Source organism: Enterobacter hormaechei subsp. hoffmannii (assembly GCF_001729745.1).
Taxonomy (GTDB): domain Bacteria; phylum Pseudomonadota; class Gammaproteobacteria; order Enterobacterales; family Enterobacteriaceae; genus Enterobacter; species Enterobacter intestinihominis.
This window is the reverse complement of record NZ_CP017186.1, coordinates 1,534,676-1,561,122: the sequence shown is the minus strand read 5'-3', so window position 1 is coordinate 1,561,122 and position 26,447 is coordinate 1,534,676. Positions and strand designations below refer to the sequence as shown.

21 protein-coding genes are annotated in these 26,447 nt (G+C 53.8%); 4 read left to right on the top strand and 17 right to left on the bottom strand.

Features of this window, described 5'->3' with window-relative positions:
* Positions 1 to 27: 27 nt before the first annotated feature.
* The 12 genes from kdsB to BFV65_RS07220 form a co-directional block, all read right to left on the bottom strand.
* Positions 28 to 774 carry a 3-deoxy-manno-octulosonate cytidylyltransferase gene (kdsB, locus tag BFV65_RS07275; protein ID WP_023299728.1) on the bottom strand — a complete coding sequence of 249 codons (747 nt, stop codon included), beginning with the start codon at positions 772 to 774 and terminating at the stop codon, positions 28 to 30.
* On the bottom strand, positions 771 to 953 hold the full coding sequence (ycaR, locus tag BFV65_RS07270) for a protein YcaR (protein WP_003858220.1): 183 nt from the start codon (positions 951 to 953) through the stop codon (positions 771 to 773). Before ycaR ends, kdsB begins: the two co-directional genes overlap by 4 nt.
* Before the next feature lie 45 nt (positions 954 to 998).
* The gene (locus BFV65_RS07265) at positions 999 to 2,228 is read right to left on the bottom strand and encodes a winged helix-turn-helix domain-containing protein (protein WP_069596411.1); all 1,230 of its coding nucleotides are present in this window, start codon (positions 2,226 to 2,228) and stop codon (positions 999 to 1,001) included.
* 43 nt (positions 2,229 to 2,271) lie between these two features.
* Positions 2,272 to 3,249, bottom strand: coding sequence for a tetraacyldisaccharide 4'-kinase (lpxK, locus tag BFV65_RS07260; RefSeq protein ID WP_069596410.1), 978 nt, complete (start codon positions 3,247 to 3,249; stop codon positions 2,272 to 2,274).
* Positions 3,246 to 4,994: a lipid A ABC transporter ATP-binding protein/permease MsbA gene (gene msbA / locus BFV65_RS07255; RefSeq protein WP_069596409.1), complete on the bottom strand. Its 1,749-nt coding sequence runs from the start codon at positions 4,992 to 4,994 to the stop codon at positions 3,246 to 3,248. Before msbA ends, lpxK begins: the two co-directional genes overlap by 4 nt.
* 36 nt (positions 4,995 to 5,030) lie before the next feature.
* Positions 5,031 to 7,295 carry a ComEC family protein gene (locus tag BFV65_RS07250; protein WP_069596408.1) on the bottom strand — a complete coding sequence of 755 codons (2,265 nt, stop codon included), beginning with the start codon at positions 7,293 to 7,295 and terminating at the stop codon, positions 5,031 to 5,033.
* Positions 7,296 to 7,507: 212 nt separating this feature from the next.
* Positions 7,508 to 7,795 (bottom strand): integration host factor subunit beta, encoded by a 288-nt coding sequence (gene ihfB, locus BFV65_RS07245; RefSeq protein ID WP_003858233.1) that lies wholly within the window; start codon positions 7,793 to 7,795, stop codon positions 7,508 to 7,510.
* 170 nt (positions 7,796 to 7,965) lie between these two features.
* Positions 7,966 to 9,639: a 30S ribosomal protein S1 gene (rpsA, locus tag BFV65_RS07240; protein ID WP_003858235.1), complete on the bottom strand. Its 1,674-nt coding sequence runs from the start codon at positions 9,637 to 9,639 to the stop codon at positions 7,966 to 7,968.
* A gap of 111 nt (positions 9,640 to 9,750) precedes the next feature.
* Entirely contained in the window at positions 9,751 to 10,434 is a 684-nt protein-coding gene (cmk, locus tag BFV65_RS07235) for a (d)CMP kinase (protein ID WP_015570968.1), read from the bottom strand.
* A 185-nt stretch (positions 10,435 to 10,619) separates the two neighbouring features.
* Positions 10,620 to 11,903, bottom strand: a complete 1,284-nt coding sequence (gene aroA, locus BFV65_RS07230; protein WP_069596407.1) for a 3-phosphoshikimate 1-carboxyvinyltransferase — start codon at positions 11,901 to 11,903, stop codon at positions 10,620 to 10,622.
* Between the two features lie 68 nt (positions 11,904 to 11,971).
* Positions 11,972 to 13,060, bottom strand: coding sequence for a 3-phosphoserine/phosphohydroxythreonine transaminase (serC, locus tag BFV65_RS07225; protein WP_022647627.1), 1,089 nt, complete (start codon positions 13,058 to 13,060; stop codon positions 11,972 to 11,974).
* A 162-nt stretch (positions 13,061 to 13,222) separates the two neighbouring features.
* Positions 13,223 to 13,915, bottom strand: coding sequence for a DUF421 domain-containing protein (locus BFV65_RS07220; protein ID WP_023299721.1), 693 nt, complete (start codon positions 13,913 to 13,915; stop codon positions 13,223 to 13,225).
* A gap of 127 nt (positions 13,916 to 14,042) precedes the next feature.
* On the opposite strand from BFV65_RS07220, the gene ycaO reads away from it, so the two are divergent.
* The 4 genes from ycaO to pflA all read left to right on the top strand — a co-directional run bounded on the left by ycaO (position 14,043) and on the right by pflA (position 20,344).
* Positions 14,043 to 15,803: a 30S ribosomal protein S12 methylthiotransferase accessory factor YcaO gene (ycaO, locus tag BFV65_RS07215; protein WP_069597089.1), complete on the top strand. Its 1,761-nt coding sequence runs from the start codon at positions 14,043 to 14,045 to the stop codon at positions 15,801 to 15,803.
* Positions 15,804 to 16,208: 405 nt separating this feature from the next.
* The gene (focA, locus tag BFV65_RS07210; protein WP_017384832.1) at positions 16,209 to 17,066 is read left to right on the top strand and encodes a formate transporter FocA; all 858 of its coding nucleotides are present in this window, start codon (positions 16,209 to 16,211) and stop codon (positions 17,064 to 17,066) included.
* Between the two features lie 51 nt (positions 17,067 to 17,117).
* Positions 17,118 to 19,400, top strand: coding sequence for a formate C-acetyltransferase (gene pflB, locus BFV65_RS07205; protein ID WP_022647624.1), 2,283 nt, complete (start codon positions 17,118 to 17,120; stop codon positions 19,398 to 19,400).
* Between the two features lie 203 nt (positions 19,401 to 19,603).
* Positions 19,604 to 20,344, top strand: a complete 741-nt coding sequence (gene pflA / locus BFV65_RS07200) for a pyruvate formate lyase 1-activating protein (RefSeq protein WP_003858250.1) — start codon at positions 19,604 to 19,606, stop codon at positions 20,342 to 20,344.
* Positions 20,345 to 20,380: 36 nt separating this feature from the next.
* On the opposite strand, the gene BFV65_RS07195 is transcribed toward pflA, so the two are convergent.
* The 5 genes from BFV65_RS07195 to dmsA form a co-directional block, all read right to left on the bottom strand.
* The gene (locus tag BFV65_RS07195) at positions 20,381 to 20,902 is read right to left on the bottom strand and encodes an anti-virulence regulator CigR family protein (RefSeq protein ID WP_069596406.1); all 522 of its coding nucleotides are present in this window, start codon (positions 20,900 to 20,902) and stop codon (positions 20,381 to 20,383) included.
* 123 nt (positions 20,903 to 21,025) lie between these two features.
* On the bottom strand, positions 21,026 to 22,174 hold the full coding sequence (locus BFV65_RS07190) for an MFS transporter (RefSeq protein ID WP_023299720.1): 1,149 nt from the start codon (positions 22,172 to 22,174) through the stop codon (positions 21,026 to 21,028).
* 274 nt (positions 22,175 to 22,448) lie between these two features.
* Positions 22,449 to 23,312 (bottom strand): dimethyl sulfoxide reductase anchor subunit family protein, encoded by an 864-nt coding sequence (locus tag BFV65_RS07185; RefSeq protein WP_023299719.1) that lies wholly within the window; start codon positions 23,310 to 23,312, stop codon positions 22,449 to 22,451.
* 1 nt (position 23,313) lies between these two features.
* Positions 23,314 to 23,931, bottom strand: a complete 618-nt coding sequence (locus tag BFV65_RS07180) for a DMSO/selenate family reductase complex B subunit (RefSeq protein WP_017384545.1) — start codon at positions 23,929 to 23,931, stop codon at positions 23,314 to 23,316.
* A gap of 10 nt (positions 23,932 to 23,941) precedes the next feature.
* A complete protein-coding gene (gene dmsA, locus BFV65_RS07175) occupies positions 23,942 to 26,386 on the bottom strand; it encodes a dimethylsulfoxide reductase subunit A (RefSeq protein ID WP_069596405.1) in 2,445 nt (814 codons plus the stop codon).
* Between the last annotated feature and the right edge of the window lie 61 nt (positions 26,387 to 26,447).

Here is a 26,447-nt window from a genome sequence, read left to right as displayed (position 1 = left end):
CCCCCAGAACGAGGGGATGGCAGCGAATTAACGCAATTCGACGCGTACGCGATCGAGATCTTCAGGCGTATCCACGCCGGTGCCAGGGACTTCCTGGGCAACCGCAACGTGAATTTTCTCGCCGTACCACAGCACGCGAAGCTGTTCGAGCATTTCGATATGCTCAAGCGGGCTTGGTGCCCAGGCGACATAACGACGAATAAAGCCGGCGCGGTAGCCGTAAATACCGATGTGGCGCAGGAAGGTTTCGCCGATCGTCTCTTTCGATTGCGCGAAACGATCGCGATCCCACGGAATGGTGGCGCGGGAGAAATAGAGCGCGTAGCCCTCTGCGTCCATGACCACTTTCACCGCATTCGGATTGAACGCCTCTTCAGCGTGGTGAATCGGCACCGCGAGGGTCGCCATGCCAACCTTACGCTGGGCCAGGTTGTCGGCCACCTGACGGATAATAGCCGCCGGGATCATCGGCTCATCGCCCTGCACGTTCACAATCACCGTCTCGTCACTGAAACCGCATTTTTCGACGACTTCCGCCAGGCGCTCGGTGCCTGACTGGTGGTCGGCACGGGTCATGCACACTTCCCCACCCGCGGCCTCAACCGCTCGCGCGACATCCGGGTGATCGGTGGCGACGATGACGCGTCCGGCGCCCGATTCGCGTGCCCGTTCAAGGACATGCACAATCATCGGTTTACCGTTGATATCCACCAGCGGTTTACCTGGCAGGCGCGTTGAAGCATAACGCGCAGGGATAATGACAACAAAACTCATGGTTTGATCTCTTCTGCCACCAGAGAACGGGCTTCATTTTCCAGCAGGACCGGAATACCGTCACGCAGCGGGAACGCCAGGCTGTCCAGTTTGCAAATCAGCTCTTGTTTATCCTGGCTGTAATACAGTTTGCCGTTGCACACCGGGCAGGCAATAATTTCAAGTAAACGGTGATCCATAGTTCCTCCGTATGGGTAATTGCTAAAGCTTACCACATTCTTTTTTCAGGGAGTGCCTGTTTCCCAGCCACCTCGACAGGTCGTAAACAGCCCCGCAGGCACGCGACCGAGTACAATTTCATACGCCCCCTGCCAGCGCGCAAATTCACTGAGCGCAGACGTTAGCCCTTTTTCCAGGCCAGCCGTGACTTTTATGCCCTCTTCCAGCCAGAGAGCGATAATTTCAAGCGTGCCGGTTTTACGGTGCATTTTAGCGTCCATGCGCCCGACAAGCTGCCCTTTATGAAGCAACGGCAAAACAAAATAACCGTACTGACGCTTTTGCGCCGGGGTGTAGCATTCCAGACGGTAGCTGAAATCAAACAGCTGTTCGGCTCGCTTTCTGTCCCAGACTACGGGGTCGAATGGCGAGAGCACGGCACTGTGGGTCGCCTGGAGTTTGCCCTCTTGCGCCTGCGCCAGCAGAGGGAACAAATCCGCATGCAGCCACATTTCACCTAACGACTCAACCGAGACCGGCATCACGCGCTGTTCACGCTGCCACGTTTCCAGCAGCGGTTTTAGCTGCGGCTGACGCAGGCGATAATAATCCGCCAGCCACTGTGGGCGGAATATGCCCAGGCTGCGGGCGCTGTTCCCGAGCATGATGGCTTCGGCTGCGTCCTGAGACAGCAGGTCACGCGTATCGTCCCAGTGAGGCATAACGCGGTGCGTGAGGTCATAGACGCGCTGAAAGTTGCGGCGCTCGACCACCATCACTTTGCCCGACGTAAACAGCCCTTCAAGATGGCGTTTGTGCGGTTTCCACTCCCACCATCCGCTTGCGCCTTTTCGCGGGTGTTCAAAATCCGCGGAGCGTACCGGACCGTTTTCCTCAATATGGGCAATCAGTTGTTCTATTTCATCCGCGTGTTCCGCCATCCATTCCTGGCGGTATTTCCAGCCCATTTTGTCCGGGGCGAGCATGCGGTGACGCACCAGTGCAAAATCGCTGCGCGGGAGAAAACAGGCTTCATGCGCCCAGTATTCCATCAGTTCGCCCTGACTTAGCGCATTATCCAGCCACTGCGGAGGATAGTTTCCCAGGCGGCTAAACAGGACCAGATACGGGCTACGCGCCACGATGTTAATGGTGTCGATTTGCAGCAACGACATGCGTTGCACGGTAGAGAGGATATCCGCTGGCTGTGCGCGGCGGCGGGACTTTTTCAGAAGCCCCTGGGCGGCAAGATGCAGGTTTCGTGCGGCTGCAAGTGAGAGTTGCGGTAGAGACATGCGTTTTCCTGTCAGTCAAAGCGCCACCGGAACCGCGTAGAAGTTACTGCACTAACGCGAGCAGTTCCTTGAGCAAATATTCCGGCTGTTCGCCGCTGAGTTCAGCATCAACCGGCAGATACCACCAGTTTTCTTTCGCAAAGGCCCGGCATTTTACCGCGTCTTTTTCCGTCATGATCAGCGTCTGGCCCGGTGCGGCCAGCCTCTCAATCTCTTCGGCAACCAGCGCCTGGTGATCGGCCAGCGGTACCCGTTTCTCCAGCCGCGCGCCGCACTGCTCCAGCGTCGCGAAGAAACGCGGTGGATGACCAATCCCGGCCATCGCTATCAGATGATCCAGTAACGCGACGTCTTTACGCTCGCCGGTCAGCATATTCACTGCCTTTCCGGGACGAAGATGCATCGGGATCTCACCCGCTCTGGCTTCACCACCGTTTACAATCACGGCATCGACGCTCTTCAGGCGCGACGCACGCTCACGCATTGGACCGGCTGGAAGCCACCAGCCGTTGCCAAAACGCCGCACGCCGTCAATAACCACGATCTCTTTGTCACGCGCCAGCGCGTAATGCTGCAAACCATCATCGGTAATTATGATTTGTACGTCATGCTCTGCAAGCAGTGCCTTTACGGCATCACTGCGCACCGGCGATACCGCAACCGGCGCGCCAGTACGTTGGTAAATCAGTACCGGCTCATCACCGGCTTCAGCGGTTGTCGTAGCTGGGCTCAGCACCAGTGGATACTGCGCCGCTTTACCACCGTAACCGCGTGAGACAACTCCCGGGCGGATACCGCGCTTCTGAAGCTGTTCTACCAGCCAGATCACCACCGGCGTTTTGCCGTTTCCACCCGCCGTCAGGTTGCCGACCACCACGACCGGTACCGGTGCGCGCCAGGCGCGCTTGATCCCGAGGCGATAAAGCAGACGAATAGCACCGCTCACCAGGCCATACAGCCAGGAGAGCGGGAGAAGCAGCACCCACAGAGGGGATTCACCCGACCAGATGCGTGCAATCATTGACCGAACTGCATTTTATGAAGCTGCGCGTATACACCACGTTGTTCCAGCAGGTCCGCATGGCTGCCGCGTTCAACGATAACGCCGTCTTCCACCACCACGATTTCGTCAGCCTGTTCGATGGTCGACAGACGGTGCGCGATAACCAGCGAGGTACGGTTTTTCTGTAATTCATCCAGAGCCGACTGGATAGCGCGTTCAGATTCCGTATCCAGTGCGGACGTTGCTTCATCGAGGATCAGAATCGGGCTGTTGCGCAGCAGCGCTCGGGCAATCGCGATACGTTGACGCTGACCACCGGAGAGCAGCACCCCGTTTTCGCCAATGATCGTATCCAGACCGTTATCCATTTTGTTAATGAAGTCCATCGCATAGGCCATACGCGCCGCATTCTCGATCTCTTCACGGCTGTACTCTTCGGTACGGGCATACGCAATGTTGTTCGCCACCGTATCGTTGAACAGATGCACGTTCTGCGAAACCAGCGCGACCTGGTTACGCAACGACTGTAGGGTATATTCCCGCAGGTCGTGACTATCAAGCAGGATTTCGCCCTGGTCGATATCGTAGAAACGGGTAATCAGGCTGGCAATAGTCGACTTGCCCGAACCGGAACGACCGACCAGTGCAACGGTCTTACCCGCCGGGATGGACAGGCTGATATCACGCAGCGCCGGCACTTCACGGCCTGGATAGGTAAAGGTCACGTTGCGGAATTCCAGGTCACCTTTAGCGCGCTCTATCACGCGTGTACCTTCATCTTTTTCTTGTTCGGAATCGAGGATGCTGAACAGCGTCTGACAGGCTGCCATCCCGCGCTGGAACTGGGCGTTGACGTTAGTCAGCGATTTCAGCGGACGCATCAGCGCAATCATGGATGAGAACACCACGGTAATGGTACCCGCAGTCAGGGTTTCCATGACGCTCGGGAAGCTTGCTGCATACAGGACGAAGGCCAGGGCCAAAGAGGCAATCAGCTGAATGATCGGATCGGAAATCGACGAGGCCGATACCATTTTCATCCCTTGCAGGCGCATTTTGTTGCTGACCTTGTCAAAGCGTTTGGTTTCGACTTCCTGACCGCCGAAGATCAACACTTCCTTATGGCCTTTCAGCATCTGCTCGGCGCTGGTAGTCACCTGCCCCATCGTATTCTGCATATTTTTACTGATGTTGCGAAAACGCTTTGATACCACGCGGATCGCGATGGAGACAATCGGCGCCAGCACAATAAGGATCAGCGACAGTTGCCAGCTGTAATAGAACATCATCGCAAAAAGACCGATGATGGATGCGCCTTCACGCACAACGGTAATCAGTGCGCTGGAAGAGGACGACGCCACCTGCTCTGAATCGTAGGTAATACGCGACAGCAGGGTACCGGTTGACTGTTTGTCAAAGAATGAGACTGGCATCCCCATCATATGGCTGAATAACCGACGGCGCATGGTCATCACCACTTTACCGGATACCCAGGAGATGCAGTAGCTGGATACATAGCTGGAGATTCCGCGTAAGATCATCAGCCCAATAACCACCAGCGGCATCCATAGCAGCACTGAACGATCCGTTTTACCAAAACCGTCATCCAGTAACGGTTTGAGAAGCGATAACATAAACGTATCGCTGGCTGCGTTGAGGATTAACGCTACGCCCGCCACGATCAAGCCTGCTTTGAAAGGTGCAATCATCGGCCAGAGCCGGCGGAACGTTTGCCACGTGGAGAGATCTTTGTCGTTATGCATTCAAAAAACCAGCATTTGTTGAAATAGCCGCATATTCTACCCGTTATCTACGGGCGCGCCAAACCACTGATGATACCAACGCGGTAAATAGTGTTCACGTAAGCGGCGAATTTGCCGACTTTGGTGCGAAAACGTCACAGTTATCTGTCCGGACTGCGGGGTATCAAGCCAGAGATATCCCTCAGTTCGATAGCGCCTGACTACTTTGATGGAAGGGAAACGCCACGCGTTATAGCGGGCCATCGAGGCCAGCGAAACCTGCCCCTCCACGCGCTGTAGCAGCGGTGTTGAAGATGACGTGTTACTCCCATGATGCGGCACCTGAATCAGTGTAGCCGCAAGTTGACGCCAGCGGTGGCTCAACATTGCCAGTTCTGCCTGCGCTTCAATATCTCCGGTCAGTAAAACGCTCTGTTCGCCGTCATCGATTTTTACCACGCAGGAGCGGTTGTTACCTTTCGCCGAGGTGTTTTCGGGTGGCCAGTGCACGGAGAACGTTAACCCATGCCACTGCCATCGCTGTCCACGAAAGCACGGAAGATGTCCGGTCCAGGCTAAGGGGCTTCTGATCCACATTGCAGGCCAGGCAGCTTTTAGCGATGCCAGTCCCCCCGCGTGGTCGAGATGTTCATGGCTCAGGATCACCCCTTCCGGCCTCAGATGATGCCAGCGTAGCCAGGGGATAATCAGCTGCTGCGCGCTGTCCCCACCGGGCCATGCCAGCCCGGTGTCATACAGAATGGCCTTCCCGTGACGCTCAATGACCATCGCCAGCCCTTGCCCTACATCCAGCATATGCAGGGACCAGCTGTCAGTTTTAATCCTGTGCCAGAGGGGAAATGCCATCACCACGCTGCCTGCCAGACAGACTGCGGGTACTGCGCTGAAGGCCCTGAATCGCCAGCCAATGATCAGCAGCCACGGCAGTAACGTCAGGTATTGCCAGCGTTCATCCACGTCCTGCCAGCCATTCGGTAAACGCATCAATAGCCAGAAAAGTCCTGCCAGAGATTTATCGGCTGCCAGCCAGACGATACTTTCCAGCGTCGCCACCGGAAACAGATGCAGAAACATGCCGAGCAGGATCAGTGGAACTGAGATAAACGTTACCAGAGGAACAGCAAACAGATTCGCCACCAGCGAGGAGAGACTGAAACCATGGAAAATCAGTACCTGAAGCGGCAACAGAAGCAGCAGCATTCCAACCTGCAAATACAACAGCGTAACCAGCGGCCGCAGGCACCGGCCACGTTGCCAGTGCGGGAGAGGCAACCACTGATACCAAAAAATAAGCGCGGCGACCGCAAACGCGGATAACGCCAGGCTTTGTGACAGTACCGCCAGCGGATCGAAAAACAGGATCGCCGCCACGCAGGTAAGCCATACCTGCCAGGGCGACCACTGGCGACCACTCATTTTTAATGCAGCCAGTACCACAAGCGCCATAACCGTACGCAGCGCGGGCGGCTGCAATCCCGTTAGCCATGCGTAAAACGCGGCAAAAAGCAGACCTGCCAGTAAGGGCACTTGCCAGATAATCCAGCGGCCCGGCAGGAAAAATTGGATGCCCCGAGCCAGTAGCCAGACAGCAGAAGCGGCCAGCGCAATATGCAATCCCGAGATTGCCATCAGATGCATCGTTCCGGTCTCACGCATCAGGTTTTTTATCTCCCGCGAGACCGACAGCCGCTCCCCCATCCCCAGCCCCAGGATCACGGGCCCCCACTGATATGCTGAAAGCGTATTCTGTAGTGATGTCAGGTATTGCGAACGCAGGCTACAGCGTGCGTCGATAATCTCCGCATGGGTAAACCGTCCGCTCAGCGTCTGGTGTCGGGCAAAGGCGTTTTTCTGCGAATCATAGCCGCCATCGTTGAGTTCTCCGTGTACCGCCCTGAGCCGCAGGGTCATCGCCCAGCGTTGACCCACGCAGACATTTTGAGGCAGGTAGTTGCCGTAGAGTGACACGCCCATAGCAGCCCACACGCGTTCTCCATTGAGGCTGATAATCCTTCCCTGATGCATCGTTGCGCCGTCAGTTGCGGTAATGACCACCTCGGCCTGCTGCGGTGCTCTCGTTAAATGGTTCATCGGCCACACGCTTTCCTGAGCGGCCAGGATCCCCCAGCACATAAAAAGCAATGCGAGGCCTGAAAACCTGAGCCATTTTCTCTGCTGTACGGATAACGCAATTCCTGCGGCAATCAGCAACCAGACAATATGCAAGTCTGGCAAAACGGGTAACCAATAGAGCGGGATTATGGCCAGAATGGCGCACATACTGATAACGTGGATCCCCATCTTCACCTCCATGTTTCAGGCGATTATGCGGCGGGAGTGATGCGTCGTCAGACAGAAAAGGCGTGATTTACAGCGGGCGCTGCAACGTTTTTAAGCGTTTACAGCAAGGAGAAAATGAGAATGCGGCGCGTATTCAGAAATGCAGGGGCGGGATACAAAAAAAGCACCCTAAGGTGCTTTCTTTAAACTCAGTTTAACCCTGATGATTAAACTCAGTTACCGTAAATATTGGCGCGATCGCGCAGTTCTTTACCCGGCTTAAAGTGCGGAACATACTTTCCTTCCAGCTCCACTTTATCGCCAGTCTTCGGGTTACGCCCGGTACGTGGTGCACGATAGTGCAGGGAAAAACTACCGAAACCGCGGATTTCAATGCGCTCGCCCTGGGCAAGAGTGGTAGCCATATGCTCCAGCATCTCTTTAACGGCATCTTCCACAGCCTTGGCAGGGATATGCGGTTGCTGACTGGCAAGTCTTTCAATCAATTCTGACTTGGTCATGATTCCTCCGGTTCCTTTCAAACCCATTAGCTGAACAGCTTATTAAACAAGGGCGGCCGTAGCCGCCCTTTGTTATTGATTACAGGACGAATCCTGCAATCTGTCAAGTCTGCTCTCCATCCTTCGCGCTGTAAATGCGTTACAGCTCAAATGATGGTGCGAACCTGAACTTACTCGCCTTTAGCTGCTTTGAAAGCTTCAGCCATTGCGTTGTTAGAGAAGTTTGCATCTTCCTGTTTGTTCACAGTTGCGATTGCATCTTTCTCATCAGCTTCGTCTTTAGCACGAACAGACAGGCTGATTGCACGGTTCTTACGGTCAACACCGGTGAACTTAGCTTCAACGTCGTCACCAACGCTCAGAACCAGAGTTGCATCTTCAACGCGGTCACGTGAAGCTTCGGAAGCGCGCAGGTAACCTTCAACGCCGTCAGCCAGTTCTACGGTTGCGCCTTTAGCGTCAACAGCAGTCACTTTACCGTTTACGATTGCGCCTTTCTTGTTCAGTGCAACCCAGTTGTTGAACGGATCTTCTGCGAGCTGTTTAACGCCCAGGGAGATACGTTCACGTTCTGCGTCAACCTGCAGAACAACTGCTGCGATTTCGTCGCCTTTTTTGTATTCACGAACTGCTTCTTCGCCTGCAACGTTCCAGGAGATGTCAGACAGGTGAACCAGGCCATCGATGCCGCCGTCCAGGCCGATGAAGATACCGAAGTCAGTGATAGACTTGATTTTACCTTCAACACGGTCGCCCTTGTTGTGGGTTTCCGCGAACTGCTGCCATGGGTTGTTTTTGCACTGCTTCAGGCCCAGGGAGATACGACGACGTTCTTCGTCGATATCCAGAACCATCACTTCCACTACATCACCAACGTTAACAACTTTGGATGGGTGGATGTTTTTGTTGGTCCAGTCCATTTCGGAAACGTGGACCAGGCCTTCAACGCCTTCTTCGATTTCAACGAAGCAGCCGTAGTCGGTCAGGTTGGTAACGCGACCAGTCAGTTTAGTACCTTCTGGGTAACGCTTAGCGATAGCTACCCATGGATCTTCGCCCAGCTGTTTCAGGCCGAGGGATACACGAGTACGCTCGCGGTCGAACTTCAGCACTTTAACAGTGATTTCGTCGCCCACGTTCACGATTTCGCTTGGGTGCTTAACGCGTTTCCACGCCATGTCGGTGATGTGCAGCAGGCCATCAACGCCGCCCAGGTCAACGAATGCGCCGTAGTCAGTGAGGTTCTTAACGATACCTTTGACTTCCATGCCTTCCTGCAGGTTTTCCAGCAGCTGATCGCGTTCTGCGCTGTTTTCGGATTCGATAACGGCACGACGGGAAACAACAACGTTGTTACGCTTCTGGTCCAGCTTGATTACTTTGAACTCAAGCTCTTTGCCTTCGAGGTGCAGGGTGTCACGGACTGGACGAACGTCTACCAGAGAACCTGGCAGGAACGCACGAATACCATTCAGCTCAACAGTGAAGCCACCTTTAACTTTGCCGTTGATAACACCGACCACAGTTTCAGCTTCTTCGTAAGCTTTTTCCAGCGTGATCCATGCTTCGTGACGTTTAGCTTTCTCACGAGACAGCAGGGTTTCGCCGAAGCCGTCTTCTACTGCGTCCAGAGCAACGTCAACTTCGTCACCTACCTGGATTTCCAGCTCGCCCTGGGCGTTTTTGAACTGCTCAGCCGGGATGGCGGACTCAGATTTCAGACCGGCGTCAACCAGTACTACGTCTTTGTCGATAGCAACAACAACACCGCGAACGATGGAACCCGGACGGGTTTCGATTTCTTTTAAGGATTCTTCAAACAGTTGAGCAAAAGATTCAGTCATGTTTAATCTTCAGGTTAATATTAACGTCCACCTGGCTCCGTGCCGGATGGGGTTGTTTCACATACCCGCCGTCAATCCATTGCAGCGGGGGTACTGCTAAATCGGTCGCGATTACGCGAGTGCCAGTTTTTGGCGCGCATATTGTAGCGCTTTTTCAATCACTTGCTCAATAGTTAAACTGGTTGAATCCAGCACTAATGCGTCTTGCGCGGGAACAAGTGGTGCGACGGCGCGGTTACGATCGCGGTCATCGCGCTCTTTTATCTCGGATAAAAGGCGATCAAAGTTAACACTAAACCCCTTTTCCTGCAACTGAAGCATGCGGCGTTGAGCACGTTCTTCCGAAGAAGCGTCAAGGAAAATTTTCACTGGCGCATCAGGGAATACCACGGTTCCCATGTCGCGGCCGTCGGCGATCAGCCCCGGCGCTTCGCGGAAACCGCGCTGGCGACGTAACAGCGCTTCACGAACGCGTGGGAAAGCCGCCACCTGAGAGGCCGCATTGGCCACTTCCTGCGTACGGATTTCACCGCTGACATCTTCCCCTTCCAGGATCACTTCAAGGTTGCCATCAGTAGAGACAAAGCGCACATCCAGATGTGCAGCCAGCGGTACCAGCGCTTCTTCAGACGCAACATCTACATGATGATGCAGCGCAGCCAGCGCCAGCACGCGATAGATTGCTCCCGAATCTAAAAGATGCCATTGCAATGCTTCCGCCATCGCTTTGCACAGAGTACCTTTCCCTGCGCCACTTGGCCCATCAATGGTGATTACCGGGGCAATTGCCGTCATCTTTTTCTCCTTAATTAAGGCATACCGTTTACATGAACGCCGCGCATTATACGCGCCAACGTGCGCAACTGTTACCTTTGCGTGCAAATTACGGAATGATTGAAGCAGAGTGTAGAAGAAATGAAAGAGGATGACTGTCAGAAAGCGTAAGGAAATGCCGCATCAGGAGATGCGGCATACGATCGTCAGGCCAGGGTGCTAATGCGCGCCAGCTGTTCGAAGTAGTCCGGGAAGGTTTTCGCCGTGCACTTCGGGTCAAGGATGGTGACTGGCGTATCTGACAGCGCCACCAGCGAGAAACACATCGCCATGCGGTGATCGTTGTAGGTGCCAATTTCTGCAAATTGCAGTTTTGCCGGCGGCGTGACGCGAATGTAGTCTTCGCCCTCTTCTACCACCGCCCCCACTTTACGCAGCTCGGTTGCCATTGCGAACAGGCGGTCAGTCTCTTTTACGCGCCAGTTATAGATGTTGCGCAGCGTGGTGGTGCCTTTCGCAAACAGCGCAGCGGTGGCGATGGTCATTGCCGCGTCAGGAATATGGTTCATGTCCATGTCGATGGCGTTCAGCTCACCGTGGGTGCAGGAGATGAAGTCATCGCCCCAGGTCACCACCGCGCCCATTTTTTCCAGCACGTCAGCAAAACGGATATCGCCCTGCACGCTGTTGCGGCCAATGCCCGTCACTTTTACCGTACCGCCTTTAATCGCGCCTGCGGCAAGGAAATAGGAGGCGGATGACGCATCCCCTTCAACCAGGTAGTTGCCCGGAGACTGGTACTGCTGTGCCCCGCGCACCACGAAGCGCTGATAAGACTGGTTTTCCACCTCAACGCCGAAGGTTTTCATCAGGTGCAGCGTGATATCAATGTACGGCTTAGAGACCAGATCGCCTTTAATGCTAATCACGGTATTATTTGGAGCCAGTGGTGCGGTCATCAGCAGTGCCGTCAGGAACTGGCTGGAGACGCTACCGTCAACCTCAACATTACCGCCAGTGAAACCACCGCGCAGACGCAGTGGCGGGTAATTTTCTTGCTCAAGATAATCAATCTGCGCGCCGCCCTGACGCAGGGCATCGACCAGGTGGCCGATCGGACGCTCTTTCATGCGCGGCTCGCCGGTCAGCACAATATCGTTGCTCCCAAGACACAGCGCAGCGGCCAGAGGACGCATCGCCGTACCGGCGTTACCCAGGAAAAGCTCCAGCGCTTCAGCGGAATGTAATGCGCCGCCGTTACCGGTGACTTCACAACGGGTACGATCGTCTGACAGCGCGTACTGAACGCCCAACGCTTTCAGTGCATTGAGCATATGGCGCACGTCATCGCTGTCCAGCAGGTTGGAAAGGACGGTGGTGCCGTTTGCCAGAGCTGCCAGCAGCAGAGCGCGGTTCGAGACACTTTTTGAACCAGGCAGATTAATGGTGCCATCTACCCGCGCGATAGGTTGTAACGTCAGGGATTCCATGAAACTTAACTCTCAACTCAACATAATAAAAACCCCGCAGGAACGCTGCGGGGGTGAAAAACAGCCAATTAACCGTGACGACGTTCGAAGTCGATCATGAAATCAGTCAGGGCTTTAACGCCTTCCAGCGGCATCGCGTTATAGATAGAGGCACGCATACCGCCTACCACACGGTGACCTTTCAGCGCATGCAGACCCGCCGCGAAGGACTCTTCCAGGAACACGTTATCCAGGTTGTTGTCCGCCAGTTGGAACGGCACGTTCATGCGCGAACGGTTAGTTTTGGCGACATCGTTACGGTAGAAATCGCTCTTGTCGATCACGCCGTACAGCAGTTCAGCTTTTTGCTGATTGATCTTGTCCATCTGCGCCACGCCGCCTTTTTGCTTCAGCCATTTGAAGACCAGGCCGGAGAGATACCAGGCGAACGTTGGTGGAGTGTTGAACATGGAATCGTTGTCGTTCAGGACGGTGTAATCCAGAATTGACGGGCAAGACTTATGGGCTTTCCCCAGCAGGTCTTCACGCACGATAACGATAGTCAGACCCGCAGGACCGATGTTTTTCTGGGCACCCGCGTAGATGACGCCGTAGCGGCTGACGTCCAGCGGCGTGGACAGAATGGTGGAGGAGAAGTCCGCCGTCACAATGACATTTTCGCCAAAGTCTGGCTCTTCGTGAATAGCGATACCGTCGATGGTTTCGTTCGGGCAGTAATGAAGATACGCGGCGTTGTCAGAAAGCTGCCACTCACTCATCGGCTTCACGGCGCGCATACCGTCAACGGTCACTTTGGCATCGATAACGTTCGGCGTGCAATATTTGTGCGCTTCTTTTACCGCACTGGCCGCCCAGTAGCCGGCATCAACGTAATCAGCGGTGGATTTGTCGCCCAGTAGATTGAGCGGAATACCCGCAAACTGACCGCGTCCACCGCCGTGACAGAACAATACTTTGTAGTTCGAGGGAATGTTCAGCAGATCGCGAAAATCCTTTTCTGCCTCTTCCGCCACCTGAATAAACGCTTTACCCCGGTGGCTAACTTCCATCACCGACGTACCCAGACCGTTCCAGTCACACAGCTCCTGTTGAGCCTGTTTGAGCACGTCTGCCGGTAACATTGCCGGACCTGAACTGAAATTAAAGACTTGAGCCATTTCCCCTCACCACGCTAAAAGCCATAAGTTATAACTGTGGATATCGGTTTTATCATTCAGTGACACGCGCCGCAATGTCTAAAACTTATGGCCGAAGAAATGTGCCCCTCGTCACACAAAACAATCTGCCGTACCGTTGTCGCAAAACCGACAAAATCGCTGTCAGGTAATGCGTTTAGCCCGGCTAACCTTCGTCCATTCTGGATTTGTACAGCGAGGGCATAATTGATGATCGCCCGCCTGCATGACCACCACATGGCTGCATTTTATGCAAGCATACTGGCCCGCATCAGGGACGGTTTTGTATCGCTCGATAAGCATATCCGGCAGTATGCACAGGCCCGGCTTGACCTCATCGTCAGGATAGTAATAGACGCTGATTTGACCGTTCGTTTCCATAATCGCCAGACGCACCTGCCCCAGTTGTTCAACGCTGCTTATACGTAGCTCCATAAAGAACTCAAACTCCGTCATATTGGCGCTTTGCACATTCTCCCAGGCCAGTTGACCATCTTCGACAATCACCACCGGTTTTCCTTCGAACAGATCTTCCAGTTTTTCACTTTTCGACATCAGCCACATGACCAGCCGGTACAGCAGCGCAAGCGTCACGAAGACGATAAAAACCGGCACCATCGGCACATCGTCATAAAAGGCTACGTCCCCTGCCGCCGAACCCAGCGTCAGGATAATCAGCACTTCAAACAGTGACATCTGCCGCACGCCGCGACGTCCGGTGATTTTCAGAAACAGGAAGACGAGTACAAAGGTGTACAGGCTACGCAACGCCACTTCGCCTAAAAACTCAGGTGGGACTTTATCAAACGCCATCCGCTGGAGATCAAATGCTTTCATTTTTTTATGCCTTAACAGTAGGTTACTGCTTATAAGCATAGCCCAGCCATTTATTTTCGCCGGAGATAGCACCCGTCACGCAAAACCCGTATCATTGCGCGCTTTACGTACGATAAAAGTGAACGCCATGACTCAAACGTTTATCCCCGGCAAAGACGCCGCTCTGGAAGATTCCATCGCTCGCTTCCAGCAGAAACTGACCGACCTGGGCTTTAATATCGAAGAAGCCTCCTGGCTGAATCCGGTGCCTCACGTCTGGTCCGTGCATATTCGCGACAAAGACTGTGCGCTGTGCTTCACCAACGGCAAAGGCGCGACCAAAAAAGCGGCACTGGCCTCTGCGCTGGGTGAGTATTTTGAGCGTCTGTCCACCAACTATTTCTTCGCCGACTTCTGGCTGGGTGAAACGATTGCCAACGGCCCGTTCGTTCACTACCCGAACGAAAAATGGTTCCCGCTACCCGAAGACGACGAACTGCCGGAAGGCATTCTTGATGCCCGCCTGCGCGCGTTCTACGATCCGGAAAACGAACTGACCGCCAGCATGCTGATCGACCTGCAATCCGGCAATGAGGATCGTGGTATCTGCGCCCTGCCGTTCACCCGTCAGTCTGACGAGCAGACCGTTTACATTCCAATGAACATCGTTGGCAATCTGTATGTGTCTAACGGTATGTCTGCCGGTAACACCCGTAACGAAGCGCGTGTACAGGGGTTGTCTGAAGTTTTCGAGCGTCACATCAAAAACCGTATTATTGCTGAATCCATCAGCCTGCCGGAGATCCCGGCTGACGTGCTGGCGCGCTACCCGGGCGTGGTGGAATCCATCGCCAAACTGGAAGCGGAAGGTTTCCCAATCTTTGCTTATGACGGCTCTCTGGGCGGCAAATATCCGGTTATCTGCGTGGTACTGTTTAACCCGGCAAATGGCACCTGCTTCGCCTCTTTCGGCGCGCACCCGGACTTCGGCGTGGCGCTGGAGCGTACCGTGACCGAACTGCTGCAAGGTCGTAGCCTGAAAGATCTCGACGTCTTCACCCCGCCAACCTTTGATGACGAAGAAGTCGCCGAGCACACCAACCTCGAAACGCACTTCATCGACTCCAGCGGTTTGATCTCCTGGGATATGTTCAAACAGGACGCGGACTATCCGTTCGTGGACTGGAGCTTTGCCGGTACGACGGAAGAAGAGTTCGCCACCCTGATGGCGATCTTCAACGCGGAAGATCAGGAAGTCTATATTGCCGACTATGAACACCTCGGCGTTTATGCGTGCCGTATTATTGTGCCGGGTATGTCGGACATCTATCCGGCAGAAGATCTGTGGCTGGCGAACAACAGCATGGGCGCGCATCTGCGTGAAACCCTGCTGGCCCTGCCGGGCAGCGAGTGGGATAAAGAAGATTATCTGAACCTGATCGCCCAACTGGACGAAGAAGGACACGATGATTTCACCCGCGTACGCGAACTGCTGGGTCTAGCAACCGGAAAAGATAACGGCTGGTACACGCTGCGCATCGGCGAGCTAAAAGCGATGCTGGCGCTGGCGGGCGGCGATCTGGATCAGGCTTTGGCCTGGACCGAGTGGACGATGGAGTTTAACCAGTCCGTCTTCTCCGCCGAGCGCACTAACTATTACCGTTGCCTGCAAACGCTGCTCTTGCTTTCTCAGGAAGACGACCGCGAGCCATTGCTGTATCTGAACGCCTTCGTCCGCATGTACGGTGCAGATGCCGTTGAAGCTGCCAGCGCGGCGCTGAGCGGTGAAGAACCGTTCTATGGCCTGCAAGCGGTTGACAGCGATCTGAAAGCCTTCCCGGCGCATCAGTCGCTGCTGAATGCGTATGAAAAATTGCAGAAGGCTAAAGCCGCTTACTGGTCAAAATAAGCGCATATAACATTAATGGCTGTAGGCGTATTCAATCGCCTGAGCTATATTACGGGGCAATTTCATTGCCCCTTTTTTTTATTTTTCCGCAATGACGTTTAATTGTAATAATTAAGTTAACCACGGGTAAATATAAAAACGCTTACCTGGGCTTTACTGTTACTAATTCTAATAAATACTCCATTTTAATTAACTGTTCCACGGGAGGCTGAAGGAAAAAATTCAACTCTTTTCATAACTTTTAAAATTTATTTTTATAAGGATAATCAAATACTTACTCCGCTTTTGCTGTAAAACCATACACACTGCGGGCCTATAAGCCAGGCGAGATATGATCTATATCAATTTCTCTTCTATAATGCTTTGTTAGTATCTCGTCGCCGACTTAATAAAGAGAGAGTTAGTGTGAAAGCTGACAACCCTTTTGATCTATTACTCCCCGCTGCGATGGCGAAAGTTGCCGAAGAAGCGGGTGTCTACAAAGCAACGAAACATCCGATGACGACGTTCTTTCTGGCCATTACGGCTGGGGTGTTCATCTCCATCGCTTTCGTCTTCTATATCACAGCCACCACCGGCACTGCCGGGATGCCTTTCGGCATAGCGAAACTGATTGGTGGTATTTGCTTCTCACTGGGCCTGATCCTCTGCGTCATCTGCGGCGCCGACCTCTTCACCTCAACGGTGCTGATTGTTGTGGCAAAAGCCAGCGGAAGAATTACCTGGGGTCAACTGGGGCGCAACTGGCTCAACGTCTACGTTGGCAACCTGATTGGCTGTCTGCTCTTTGTTCTGTTGATGTGGCTTTCTGGCGAGTACATGACCGCCAACGGCGGCTGGGGGCTTAACGTCCTGCAAACCGCCGACCACAAAATGCACCATACATTTATCGAAGCCGTTGCTCTCGGCATCCTTGCAAACCTGATGGTCTGCCTGGCGGTCTGGATGAGCTACTCTGGTCGTAGCCTGATGGATAAAGCCATGATTATGGTTCTGCCGGTTGCGATGTTTGTTGCCAGCGGCTTTGAGCACAGTATTGCGAATATGTTCATGATCCCGATGGGGATTGTTATCCGCAACTTTGCAAGCCCGGAGTTCTGGACTGCTGTTGGTTCAACCCCGGAAAGTTTTTCACACCTGACTATTATGAATTTCATTACTGATAACCTGATCCCCGTCACTATCGGGAACATTATCGGTGGGGGTCTGTTAGTTGGGTTGACATACTGGGTCATTTACCTGCGTGGCGGCGATCATCATTAATGGTTGTCTCAGGCAGTAAATAAAAAATCCACTTAAGAAGGTAGGTGTTACATGTCCGAGCTTAATGAAAAGTTAGCCACAGCCTGGGAAGGTTTTACGAAAGGTGACTGGCAGAATGAAGTCAACGTCCGTGACTTCATTCAGAAAAACTATACCCCGTATGAAGGTGACGAATCCTTCCTGGCTGGTGCGACTGATGCAACCACCAAGCTGTGGGACAGCGTAATGGAAGGCGTTAAACTGGAAAACCGCACTCACGCGCCAGTTGATTTTGACACCTCCGTTGCTTCTACCATCACTTCTCACGATGCTGGCTACATCAACAAAGCCCTTGAGAAAATCGTTGGTCTCCAGACTGAAGCACCACTGAAACGCGCAATCATCCCGTTCGGTGGCATTAAAATGGTTGAAGGTTCCTGCAAAGCGTATAACCGCGAGCTGGACCCAATGCTGAAAAAAATCTTCACCGAATACCGTAAAACCCATAACCAGGGTGTATTCGATGTTTACACCAAAGACATTCTGAACTGCCGTAAATCTGGCGTTCTGACCGGTCTGCCAGATGCCTATGGCCGTGGCCGTATCATCGGTGACTACCGTCGCGTTGCGCTGTACGGTATCGACTTCCTGATGAAAGACAAATACGCGCAGTTCGTCTCTCTCCAGTCTGACCTGGAAAACGGCGTAAACCTGGAAGCGACTATCCGTCTGCGTGAAGAGATTGCTGAACAGCACCGTGCGCTGGGTCAGATCAAAGAGATGGCGGCTAAATACGGCTGTGATATCTCTGGTCCTGCAACCAACGCTCAGGAAGCTATTCAGTGGACCTACTTCGGCTACCTGGCCGCGGTTAAGTCTCAGAACGGTGCAGCAATGTCCTTCGGCCGCGTATCCACCTTCCTGGATGCGTATATCGAACGCGATATCAAAGCAGGCAAAATCACCGAGCAAGACGCTCAGGAAATGATTGACCACCTGGTCATGAAACTGCGTATGGTTCGTTTCCTGCGTACTCCAGAATATGATGAGCTGTTCTCTGGTGACCCAATCTGGGCAACCGAATCTATCGGCGGTATGGGCGTAGATGGCCGTACTCTGGTAACCAAAAACAGCTTCCGCTTCCTGAACACCCTGTACACCATGGGTCCTTCTCCGGAGCCGAACATCACCGTTCTGTGGTCTGAAAAACTGCCGCTGAACTTCAAGAAATTCGCCGCTAAAGTGTCCATCGACACCTCTTCTCTGCAATACGAGAACGATGACCTGATGCGTCCGGACTTCAACAACGACGACTACGCTATCGCGTGCTGCGTAAGCCCAATGGTTGTTGGTAAGCAAATGCAGTTCTTCGGTGCGCGTGCAAACCTGGCGAAAACCATGCTGTACGCAATCAACGGCGGCGTTGACGAAAAACTGAAAATGCAGGTTGGTCCTAAGTCTGAACCGATCAAAGGCGACCTTCTGAACTTCGACGAAGTGATGGAGCGCATGGATCACTTCATGGACTGGCTGGCTAAGCAGTATGTCACTGCGCTGAACGTCATCCACTACATGCACGACAAGTACAGCTACGAAGCCTCTCTGATGGCGCTGCACGACCGTGACGTCGTTCGCACCATGGCGTGTGGTATCGCAGGTCTGTCCGTTGCGGCTGACTCCCTGTCTGCAATCAAATATGCGAAAGTTAAACCAATTCGTGACGAAGATGGTCTGGCTATCGACTTCGAAATCGAAGGCGAATATCCGCAGTTTGGTAACAACGACGCTCGCGTTGATGACATGGCGGTTGACCTGGTAGAACGTTTCATGAAGAAAATTCAGAAACTCACTACCTATCGTAACGCTATCCCGACTCAGTCTGTTCTGACCATCACCTCTAACGTTGTGTATGGTAAGAAAACCGGTAACACCCCAGACGGTCGTCGTGCTGGCGCGCCATTCGGCCCAGGTGCTAACCCAATGCACGGTCGTGACCAGAAAGGTGCGGTTGCCTCTCTGACCTCCGTTGCTAAACTGCCGTTTGCATACGCAAAAGATGGTATCTCTTACACCTTCTCTATCGTGCCAAACGCGCTGGGTAAAGATGACGAAGTGCGTAAAACTAACCTCGCGGGTCTGATGGATGGTTACTTCCACCACGAAGCGTCCATTGAAGGTGGTCAGCACCTGAACGTGAACGTGATGAACCGTGAAATGCTGCTCGACGCGATGGAACATCCTGAGAAATATCCTCAGCTGACCATTCGTGTATCAGGCTACGCAGTACGTTTTAACTCCCTGACGAAAGAACAGCAGCAGGACGTTATCACCCGTACTTTCACTCAGTCCATGTAAGTGGAATTGACTGAAATCACGCGTTAAAAAGCGTACAATAAAGGCTCCACGCAAGTGGGGCCTTTTTAACACCCTCGCTTCATCAGTCTCTTTTGTCCGCTATCTATACTTAATGGATAACAGCCAAAACAGACTCGACATAGCCTTTGAGCTGTGCATCTACATAGGCCCCCGGATGGGCCAAATTCGGAGATATCACCGCAATGTCAATTATTGGTCGCATTCACTCCTTTGAATCCTGTGGCACCGTCGATGGCCCGGGGATCCGCTTTATCACTTTCTTCCAGGGCTGCCTGATGCGCTGCCTGTACTGCCATAACCGTGACACCTGGGACACCCATGGCGGTAAAGAAGTCACCGTTGAGGATCTGATGAAAGAGGTGGTGACCTATCGCCACTTCATGAACGCGTCCGGTGGTGGCGTGACGGCATCCGGCGGTGAAGCTATTCTTCAGGCTGAATTTGTGCGCGACTGGTTCCGCGCCTGCCATAAAGAAGGTATTCATACCTGCCTCGACACCAACGGCTTTGTGCGCCGTTACGATCCGGTTATTGATGAACTGCTTGAAGTGACCGATCTGGTGATGCTCGATCTCAAGCAGATGAACGATGAGATCCACCAGAATCTGGTTGGCGTCTCAAACCACCGTACGCTGGAATTTGCCAAATACATTGCCAACAAAGGCGTCAAGACCTGGATCCGCTACGTGGTAGTACCGGGCTGGTCAGATGATGATGATTCTGCACATCGTCTGGGCGAATTTACCCGGGATATGGGTAACGTGGAGAAAATTGAACTCCTGCCCTATCACGAGCTGGGTAAACACAAATGGGTGGCAATGGGTGAAGAGTACAAGCTCGATGGCGTGAAGCCGCCGAAAAAAGAGACGATGGAGCGCGTCAAAGGTATTCTTGAGCAGTATGGCCACAAGGTCATGTATTAACGAAAAGGCCCGGTGAAAACCGGGCCTTTTTATATTCTATTTAAAGACGCCGTTAATCACGGAAGTCACAATCGCGGTACTCAGCGCAATTAAGACCAGGTCGTCACCCACCACGCGCCATTCATAGCCCGGATAAGAAGGAAGCTGACCCAGCATATCGGCTGGCACGGTTTTCTTCGAAATGCCCGGAGGCAGTGGCTTACCGCGCGCCAGGTTTTTCGCAATACCCGGAGGCAGAGAGTCGTAGCCCGTTAAGCCGTAATTCAGTGCCAGATGGCGGGCATGATCGAAGCTCACGCGGACGTCAACATCATGACCAACATCGTTGCTGTTTTTAAAGCTCTTATCCGATTTCCCTGGATTATCCTGGCCGGTATTGTGCTTATTACCATGGTTACCAGCGTTCCCGTTACCATGATTGCCGCTATTACCTTGTCCGCCACCGTTTCCGTGGCCACCGCCATTCCCGTTTCCAGGATTAGCCATGGCCGGAGCCGTTGCAAACGTTAAAGCCAACACTACGGCAAGTGCGGTAGTGGAAAAACGACGAGTAGACATGATTGCTGCCTTTTAGTGGTAGAACTCATTTGAATTATCGCCAGGCAGTAAAAACTCACAATAAGTAAAAGTCTTATATGTGACAGGGACAAAAAAGCCTGTCATCGACAGGCTTTTATTTAATCAGGCATGTGCCACTGGCGTTGGGTGCTCGCCCGCTTTGCGCAGCAGCATTAACAGATAAATAAACGATACGCTGGCGATCATGATAAACAGCAGATTATCAGAGTAATTTTGCATGAGCATAGCGGTAAAAGTCGGCCCCAGTAAACTGCCGATGGTGTAACTCAGCAACAATGCCTGGTTCATCGCCACCAGCTGGTGATGCTCAACTTTCTCACAGGCCCAGGCCATCGCGACCGGATAGAGCGTAAAACCCGCAGCCCCCAGAATGAACAGCGCAGGCGCCATCGCGGCGTTGCTGAGCATAGCGAGACAGCCCATGATGACCACGAAAACCTGGACGCGCAGCACCAGCAGACGACCAAAGCGGTCCGCCAGGCGGCCAATCGGCCACTGGCCGACAATCCCCGCGCTGACCATCACCGCCATCCAGAAACCGATCCCGGAATCACTGACACCCTGATGGTTAAGATAGAGCGGCATCAGGCCATAGAGCGAGCCCAGCACAATCCCGGAAATAATACAGCCGTTAATCCCCAGGCGCGCATGGCGCAGTCTCAGCATCGGCCAGACGTGGGTGGCCTCCTGATGCTCACTGCTCTGGTTCACGATACGGGTAAAGAGCAGCGGCAGAATTGCGGCCAGCACCATCCCTGTTACCCATGGCAGAACGCTCATCAGGTCGGTTGGGAATTTGCTGACCATCAGTTGTCCCAGAACGGTACCGACGTAGTAAACCATCATATAAGCCGCCAGCAGACGCCCGCGATTACGGGACGTGCCGCTGCACATCAGCGCACTTTCAACCACCACCCAGATCATGGCGCAGCCAACGCCCGCAATAAAGCGCCAGACCATCCAGCTCCAGAAGCCGACCATCAGTCCTAAACCGGCGCATCCGACGGCAAAGATCAGTGACGCCAGATAATAACTGCGGTTAAAACCAAAGCGCTTAATAAGGCTGCCCGTTAATAAGGTGCCCAGCAGATTGCCCGTAAAAAAGGACGAGCTGACCATACCCACCTGCCAGGTTGGTAAGTTTTCATGGGCGAGCCATAGCGGGACGAGTGTGTTCAACACCGCGATCGCCAGGGTCAGCAAAAGCAGGCCACAGAGCAACAAAAGCACCGGGCGGGTATAGGTGGTCATGGATTAAAAACCGTGAGGAAGTTCAGATTTCGTGCGCATCATGCCACTGGCAAAAACAAAGTCAATCCACCGATTCAGGCGTCACGCACGATATGCGCCTTGTCGATTTAAAAAACTCATCCTGCTAATGCAAAGCCTGCTACCAATATTAATTATCTATTTGTTTTTATTTATTTCCGGGAATTTTAACAGCGAAACATCAGTCGAAAAATTTCATGAATGAAAAAAGAAAAGCCGGGCACTATGTCCCGGCTTTTTATGACAAAATCTAAAATTAGCTGGCGACAGCCATACCGACCGTCATATGCAGACCGTAAAATACGCCGCGACCAATTAACTCCCCTGCCAGCACCAGCACAAAGGCCAGTGACAGCAACGGTAGCGCAGGCGCGTAACCTTTAAGCTGAGGGGCAATCCAGCACACCAGCGCCGCCGTCAGCAGCACCACACGCCAGGCCATCAGAGAACCGTAATCCGGTACCAGCGCCGAAGCCTGTTGGATAGAGCTGTGAATCGTCGCCAGCTCCGCTCCCTGCATAAGCGCTACAACGGTACTGATGACCAGTGCCAGCAGCGAGACCGCGGGCAGCAGGCGCATCGCCCAACCATTAATGCCAGCTACACGCAGAAGCAGATAACCCAGCAGCGGCCCGCCAATAAACATGGTCAGGAAGAAGCTCATCGGCGTCCAGACGCTGTACCAGGTCGGAACGGTATCAATGGTGTTGTACACCCGGACCATCATCCAGACGAAGACAACGCCCAGTACCATGGTGACGATGAGCCACAACGCACGTAACCCTGACGGCAGCTTTTTCAGCGCTGCCAGTAACCACCCCAGCCCGCCAACTGCAAAGAAGATTGCGCCGCTGGCAATCTCGTTACTCAGCGAAGAGGCACCTACGCGGTTCAGGGAGTTAAACGCGCGCATCGGTGAGCCCAAGTGCAGCGTAGAGGCGATAAACCCAATCCCCATCAACACCCACAGGCCAAACATGCTCAACACTAAACGCTGCTGCTGTTCAGCATTGAGGTTCCCTTTTAACAGCGCCAGCGCAAGGACGATAAACCCGCCTGCCACGCACTGCCCAAAGACCGTGAAGATCATAAGCGGCCATTCATGCCATCCACTTCCCATCTCACACCTCCTTCGGGTTTGCCAGGTAGCCGGTGGTATCACCCGTCGGACGGCTGTTGGCGTTAGGTTTAATCACAATACTCGGCTTCGTGAAGTGCGCAGACGGCAGCGGCGCGACCGCAGCAAGCTGACCGTGTTTTTTACGCAGCTCTTCAATCGGGCCAAAGTCCAGCGCGCGCAGCGGGCAGGACTCGACGCAGATGGGCTTTTTGCCGTCCGCCACGCGGCTGTGGCAGCCGTCGCACTTGGTCATGTGGCCTTTAGCCGCGTTATACTGCGGCGCACCGTACGGGCAGGCCATGTGGCAGTAGCGACAGCCAATGCAGACATCCTCGTCCACCACCACAAAACCGTCGTCGCGCTTGTGCATTGCCCCGCTCGGGCAGACCTTAGTGCAGGCCGGATCTTCGCAGTGGTTGCAGGCAATCGACAGGTAATAGGCGAAGACGTTCTGATGCCAGACGCCGTTATCCTCCTGCCAGTCGCCGCCCGCGTATTCATAAATACGACGGAAGCTGACGTCCGGGGTCAGGTCTTTATAATCCTTGCAGGCCAGCTCGCAGGTTTTACACCCGGTGCAGCGGCTGGAATCAATAAAAAATCCATACTGGGTTGTCATCGGTTACTCCTTACGCCTTTTCAACCTGAACGAGGTTTGTGTGGGATGGGTTGCCCTTCGCCAGCGGCGATGGACGCTGCGTAGTGAGAACGTTGATGCAGCCCGCCTGATCGATACGGTTCGCATCCGGGTTATACCAGGCCCCTTCCCCCAGCGCGACAACGCCAGGCATCATGCGCGGAGTCACTTTAGCTTCGATATGCACTTCGCCACGTCCGTTGAAGATACGTACGCGATCGCCATTACTGATGCCGCGCGCTTTCGCATCCATCGGGTTGATCCACATCTCCTGTCGGCAGGCCGCTTTCAGAACGTCAACGTTGCCGTAGGTGGAGTGAACACGCGCTTTGTAGTGGAAACCGGTTAACTGAAGTGGGAATTTCTCCGTCAGCGGATCGTTGTAGTTTTCGAAGCCAGGCGTATAGATCGGCAGCGGATCGATAACGTCCCCTTCCGGCAATTCCCACGTTGCGGCAATTTTTGCCAGCTCTTCGGAGTAGATCTCGATTTTGCCCGACGGCGTGGTCAGCGGATTGGCCTGCGGATCGTCGCGGAAGGCTTTATACGCCACGTGATGCCCTTCCGGATCGCGCTGCTTGTACATGCCCTGCTTGCGGAAGGTATCGAAGTCCGGCAGGTCTGGAATGGCTTTCCGTGAGAGCTCGTGCAGATGGCGCATCCACCCTTCCTGAGTACGCCCCTCTGTGAACTGCTGCTCAACGCCAAGACGTTTCGCCAGCTCGGACGTCATCTCATAGATAGTTTTGCACTCGAAGCGCGGTTTGATGGCCTGGTCTGTGAAGATCACATAGGACATGTTGCCGCAGGAGGCGTCCAGCGCGAAATCCATCTGCTCAGACGCGGTGCAGTCTGGGAGCAGAATATCGGCATACTTCGCCGATGAGGTCATGTGGCAGTCGATCACCACAATCATTTCGCACTTCTTGTCGTCCTGCAAAATTTCGTGGGTGCGGTTGATCTCTGAGTGCTGGTTGATCAGGCAGTTACCGGCATAGTTCCAGATCATTTTGATCGGCACATCCAGCTTATCTTTGCCCCGAACACCGTCGCGTAGCGCGGTCATTTCCGGGCCGCGCTCGATCGCGTCCGTCCACATAAACATGGAGATGCTGGTCTGAACCGGGTTATCCAGCGTTGGCATACGTTCAAACGGTACTTCATACGAGCCTTCACGCGCCCCGCTATTACCGCCGTGAATGCCGACGTTGCCAGTCAGAATCGAGAGCATAGAAATAGCGCGGGTGGCAATTTCGCCGTTCGCGTGACGCTGCGGTCCCCAGCCCTGGCTGATATAGGCTGGCTTTGCTGAACCAATTTCACGGGCCAGCTGAACAATACGTTCGACTGGAATGCCGGTGATGGTGGATGCCCACTCAGGGGTTTTCGCTACCCCGTCGCTGCCCTGACCAAGTATATACGCTTTGTAATGCCCGTTAGCCGGTGCGCTGGCTGGCAGCGTCTTCTCGTCATAGCCGACGCAGTATTTATCAAGGAACGGCTGATCGACGAGGTTTTCAGTGATCATCACATACGCCAGCGCATTGACCAGCGCCGCATCGGTACCAGGGCGGATAGGGATCCACTCGTCTTCTCGCCCCGCGCCGGTATCGGTGTAGCGCGGATCGACGATGATCATACGTGCGTTGGATTTGGCGCGCGCCTGCTCAAGATAATAGGTTACCCCACCGCCGCTCATACGCGTTTCGCCCGGGTTGTTGCCGAACAATACCACCAGCTTGCTGTTTTCTATATCCGACGGGCTGTTACCGTCTGCCCAGCCGCCATAGGTGTAGTTCAGGCCCGCGGCAATCTGTGCGGAAGAGTAGTCGCCATAATGGTTGAGATAGCCGCCGCAGCAGTTCATCAGGCGCGCTACCAGCGTTTTACCCGGCGGCCAGGAGCGGGTCATGGTGCCGCCCAGCGTCCCGGTGCCATAGTTCAGGTAGATGGATTCGTTGCCGTACTCTTTAATCAGGCGCTGCATGTTGGTCGCGATAATATCGTAGGCTTCGTCCCAGCTAATGCGCTCGAACTTCCCTTCCCCACGCTTACCGACACGCTTCATCGGATATTTCAGACGATCCGGGTTATAAACGCGACGGCGCATTGAGCGGCCACGCAGACAGGCACGAACCTGGTGTAACCATTCGTAGTTATCATCGCCGGTATTGTCGGTTTCAACGTATTTGATTTCACCGTCCACAACATGCATACGCAGGGGACAACGGCTACCACAGTTAACGGTACAGGCACTCCACACCACTTTTTCCGGGGCTGAAGCGGGAGACAGAGCCTCCGCCGCCGACGCCAGACGGGTAAAAGGAAGCGTAAAGGCGCTGCTGGCAACCGCCAGACCACCTATTGCCGTGGTTTTCATCAACCCACGGCGAGTGACCTCGGCAGCCATTAACGCTTCAGGCGCTTTGATTTTCATAAAGACTCACTTTGGTTGCTCACAAAGAAAAGAGAGGCGGCGCATACCGCTATGTAGTTTT

Bases quoted from the DNA above. Each gene is read 5' to 3' on its own strand.
- kdsB (WP_023299728.1), bottom strand. From the start codon at position 774: ATGAGTTTTGTTGTCATTATCCCTGCGCGTTATGCTTCAACGCGCCTG.
- ycaR (WP_003858220.1), bottom strand. From the start codon at position 953: ATGGATCACCGTTTACTTGAAATTATTGCCTGCCCGGTGTGCAACGGC.
- BFV65_RS07265 (WP_069596411.1), bottom strand. From the start codon at position 2,228: ATGTCTCTACCGCAACTCTCACTTGCAGCCGCACGAAACCTGCATCTT.
- lpxK (WP_069596410.1), bottom strand. From the start codon at position 3,249: ATGATTGCACGCATCTGGTCGGGTGAATCCCCTCTGTGGGTGCTGCTT.
- msbA (WP_069596409.1), bottom strand. From the start codon at position 4,994: ATGCATAACGACAAAGATCTCTCCACGTGGCAAACGTTCCGCCGGCTC.
- BFV65_RS07250 (WP_069596408.1), bottom strand. From the start codon at position 7,295: ATGGGGATCCACGTTATCAGTATGTGCGCCATTCTGGCCATAATCCCG.
- ihfB (WP_003858233.1), bottom strand. From the start codon at position 7,795: ATGACCAAGTCAGAATTGATTGAAAGACTTGCCAGTCAGCAACCGCAT.
- rpsA (WP_003858235.1), bottom strand. From the start codon at position 9,639: ATGACTGAATCTTTTGCTCAACTGTTTGAAGAATCCTTAAAAGAAATC.
- cmk (WP_015570968.1), bottom strand. From the start codon at position 10,434: ATGACGGCAATTGCCCCGGTAATCACCATTGATGGGCCAAGTGGCGCA.
- aroA (WP_069596407.1), bottom strand. From the start codon at position 11,903: ATGGAATCCCTGACGTTACAACCTATCGCGCGGGTAGATGGCACCATT.
- serC (WP_022647627.1), bottom strand. From the start codon at position 13,060: ATGGCTCAAGTCTTTAATTTCAGTTCAGGTCCGGCAATGTTACCGGCA.
- BFV65_RS07220 (WP_023299721.1), bottom strand. From the start codon at position 13,915: ATGAAAGCATTTGATCTCCAGCGGATGGCGTTTGATAAAGTCCCACCT.
- ycaO (WP_069597089.1), top strand. From the start codon at position 14,043: ATGACTCAAACGTTTATCCCCGGCAAAGACGCCGCTCTGGAAGATTCC.
- pflB (WP_022647624.1), top strand. From the start codon at position 17,118: ATGTCCGAGCTTAATGAAAAGTTAGCCACAGCCTGGGAAGGTTTTACG.
- pflA (WP_003858250.1), top strand. From the start codon at position 19,604: ATGTCAATTATTGGTCGCATTCACTCCTTTGAATCCTGTGGCACCGTC.
- BFV65_RS07195 (WP_069596406.1), bottom strand. From the start codon at position 20,902: ATGTCTACTCGTCGTTTTTCCACTACCGCACTTGCCGTAGTGTTGGCT.
- BFV65_RS07190 (WP_023299720.1), bottom strand. From the start codon at position 22,174: ATGACCACCTATACCCGCCCGGTGCTTTTGTTGCTCTGTGGCCTGCTT.
- BFV65_RS07185 (WP_023299719.1), bottom strand. From the start codon at position 23,312: ATGGGAAGTGGATGGCATGAATGGCCGCTTATGATCTTCACGGTCTTT.
- BFV65_RS07180 (WP_017384545.1), bottom strand. From the start codon at position 23,931: ATGACAACCCAGTATGGATTTTTTATTGATTCCAGCCGCTGCACCGGG.
- dmsA (WP_069596405.1), bottom strand. From the start codon at position 26,386: ATGAAAATCAAAGCGCCTGAAGCGTTAATGGCTGCCGAGGTCACTCGC.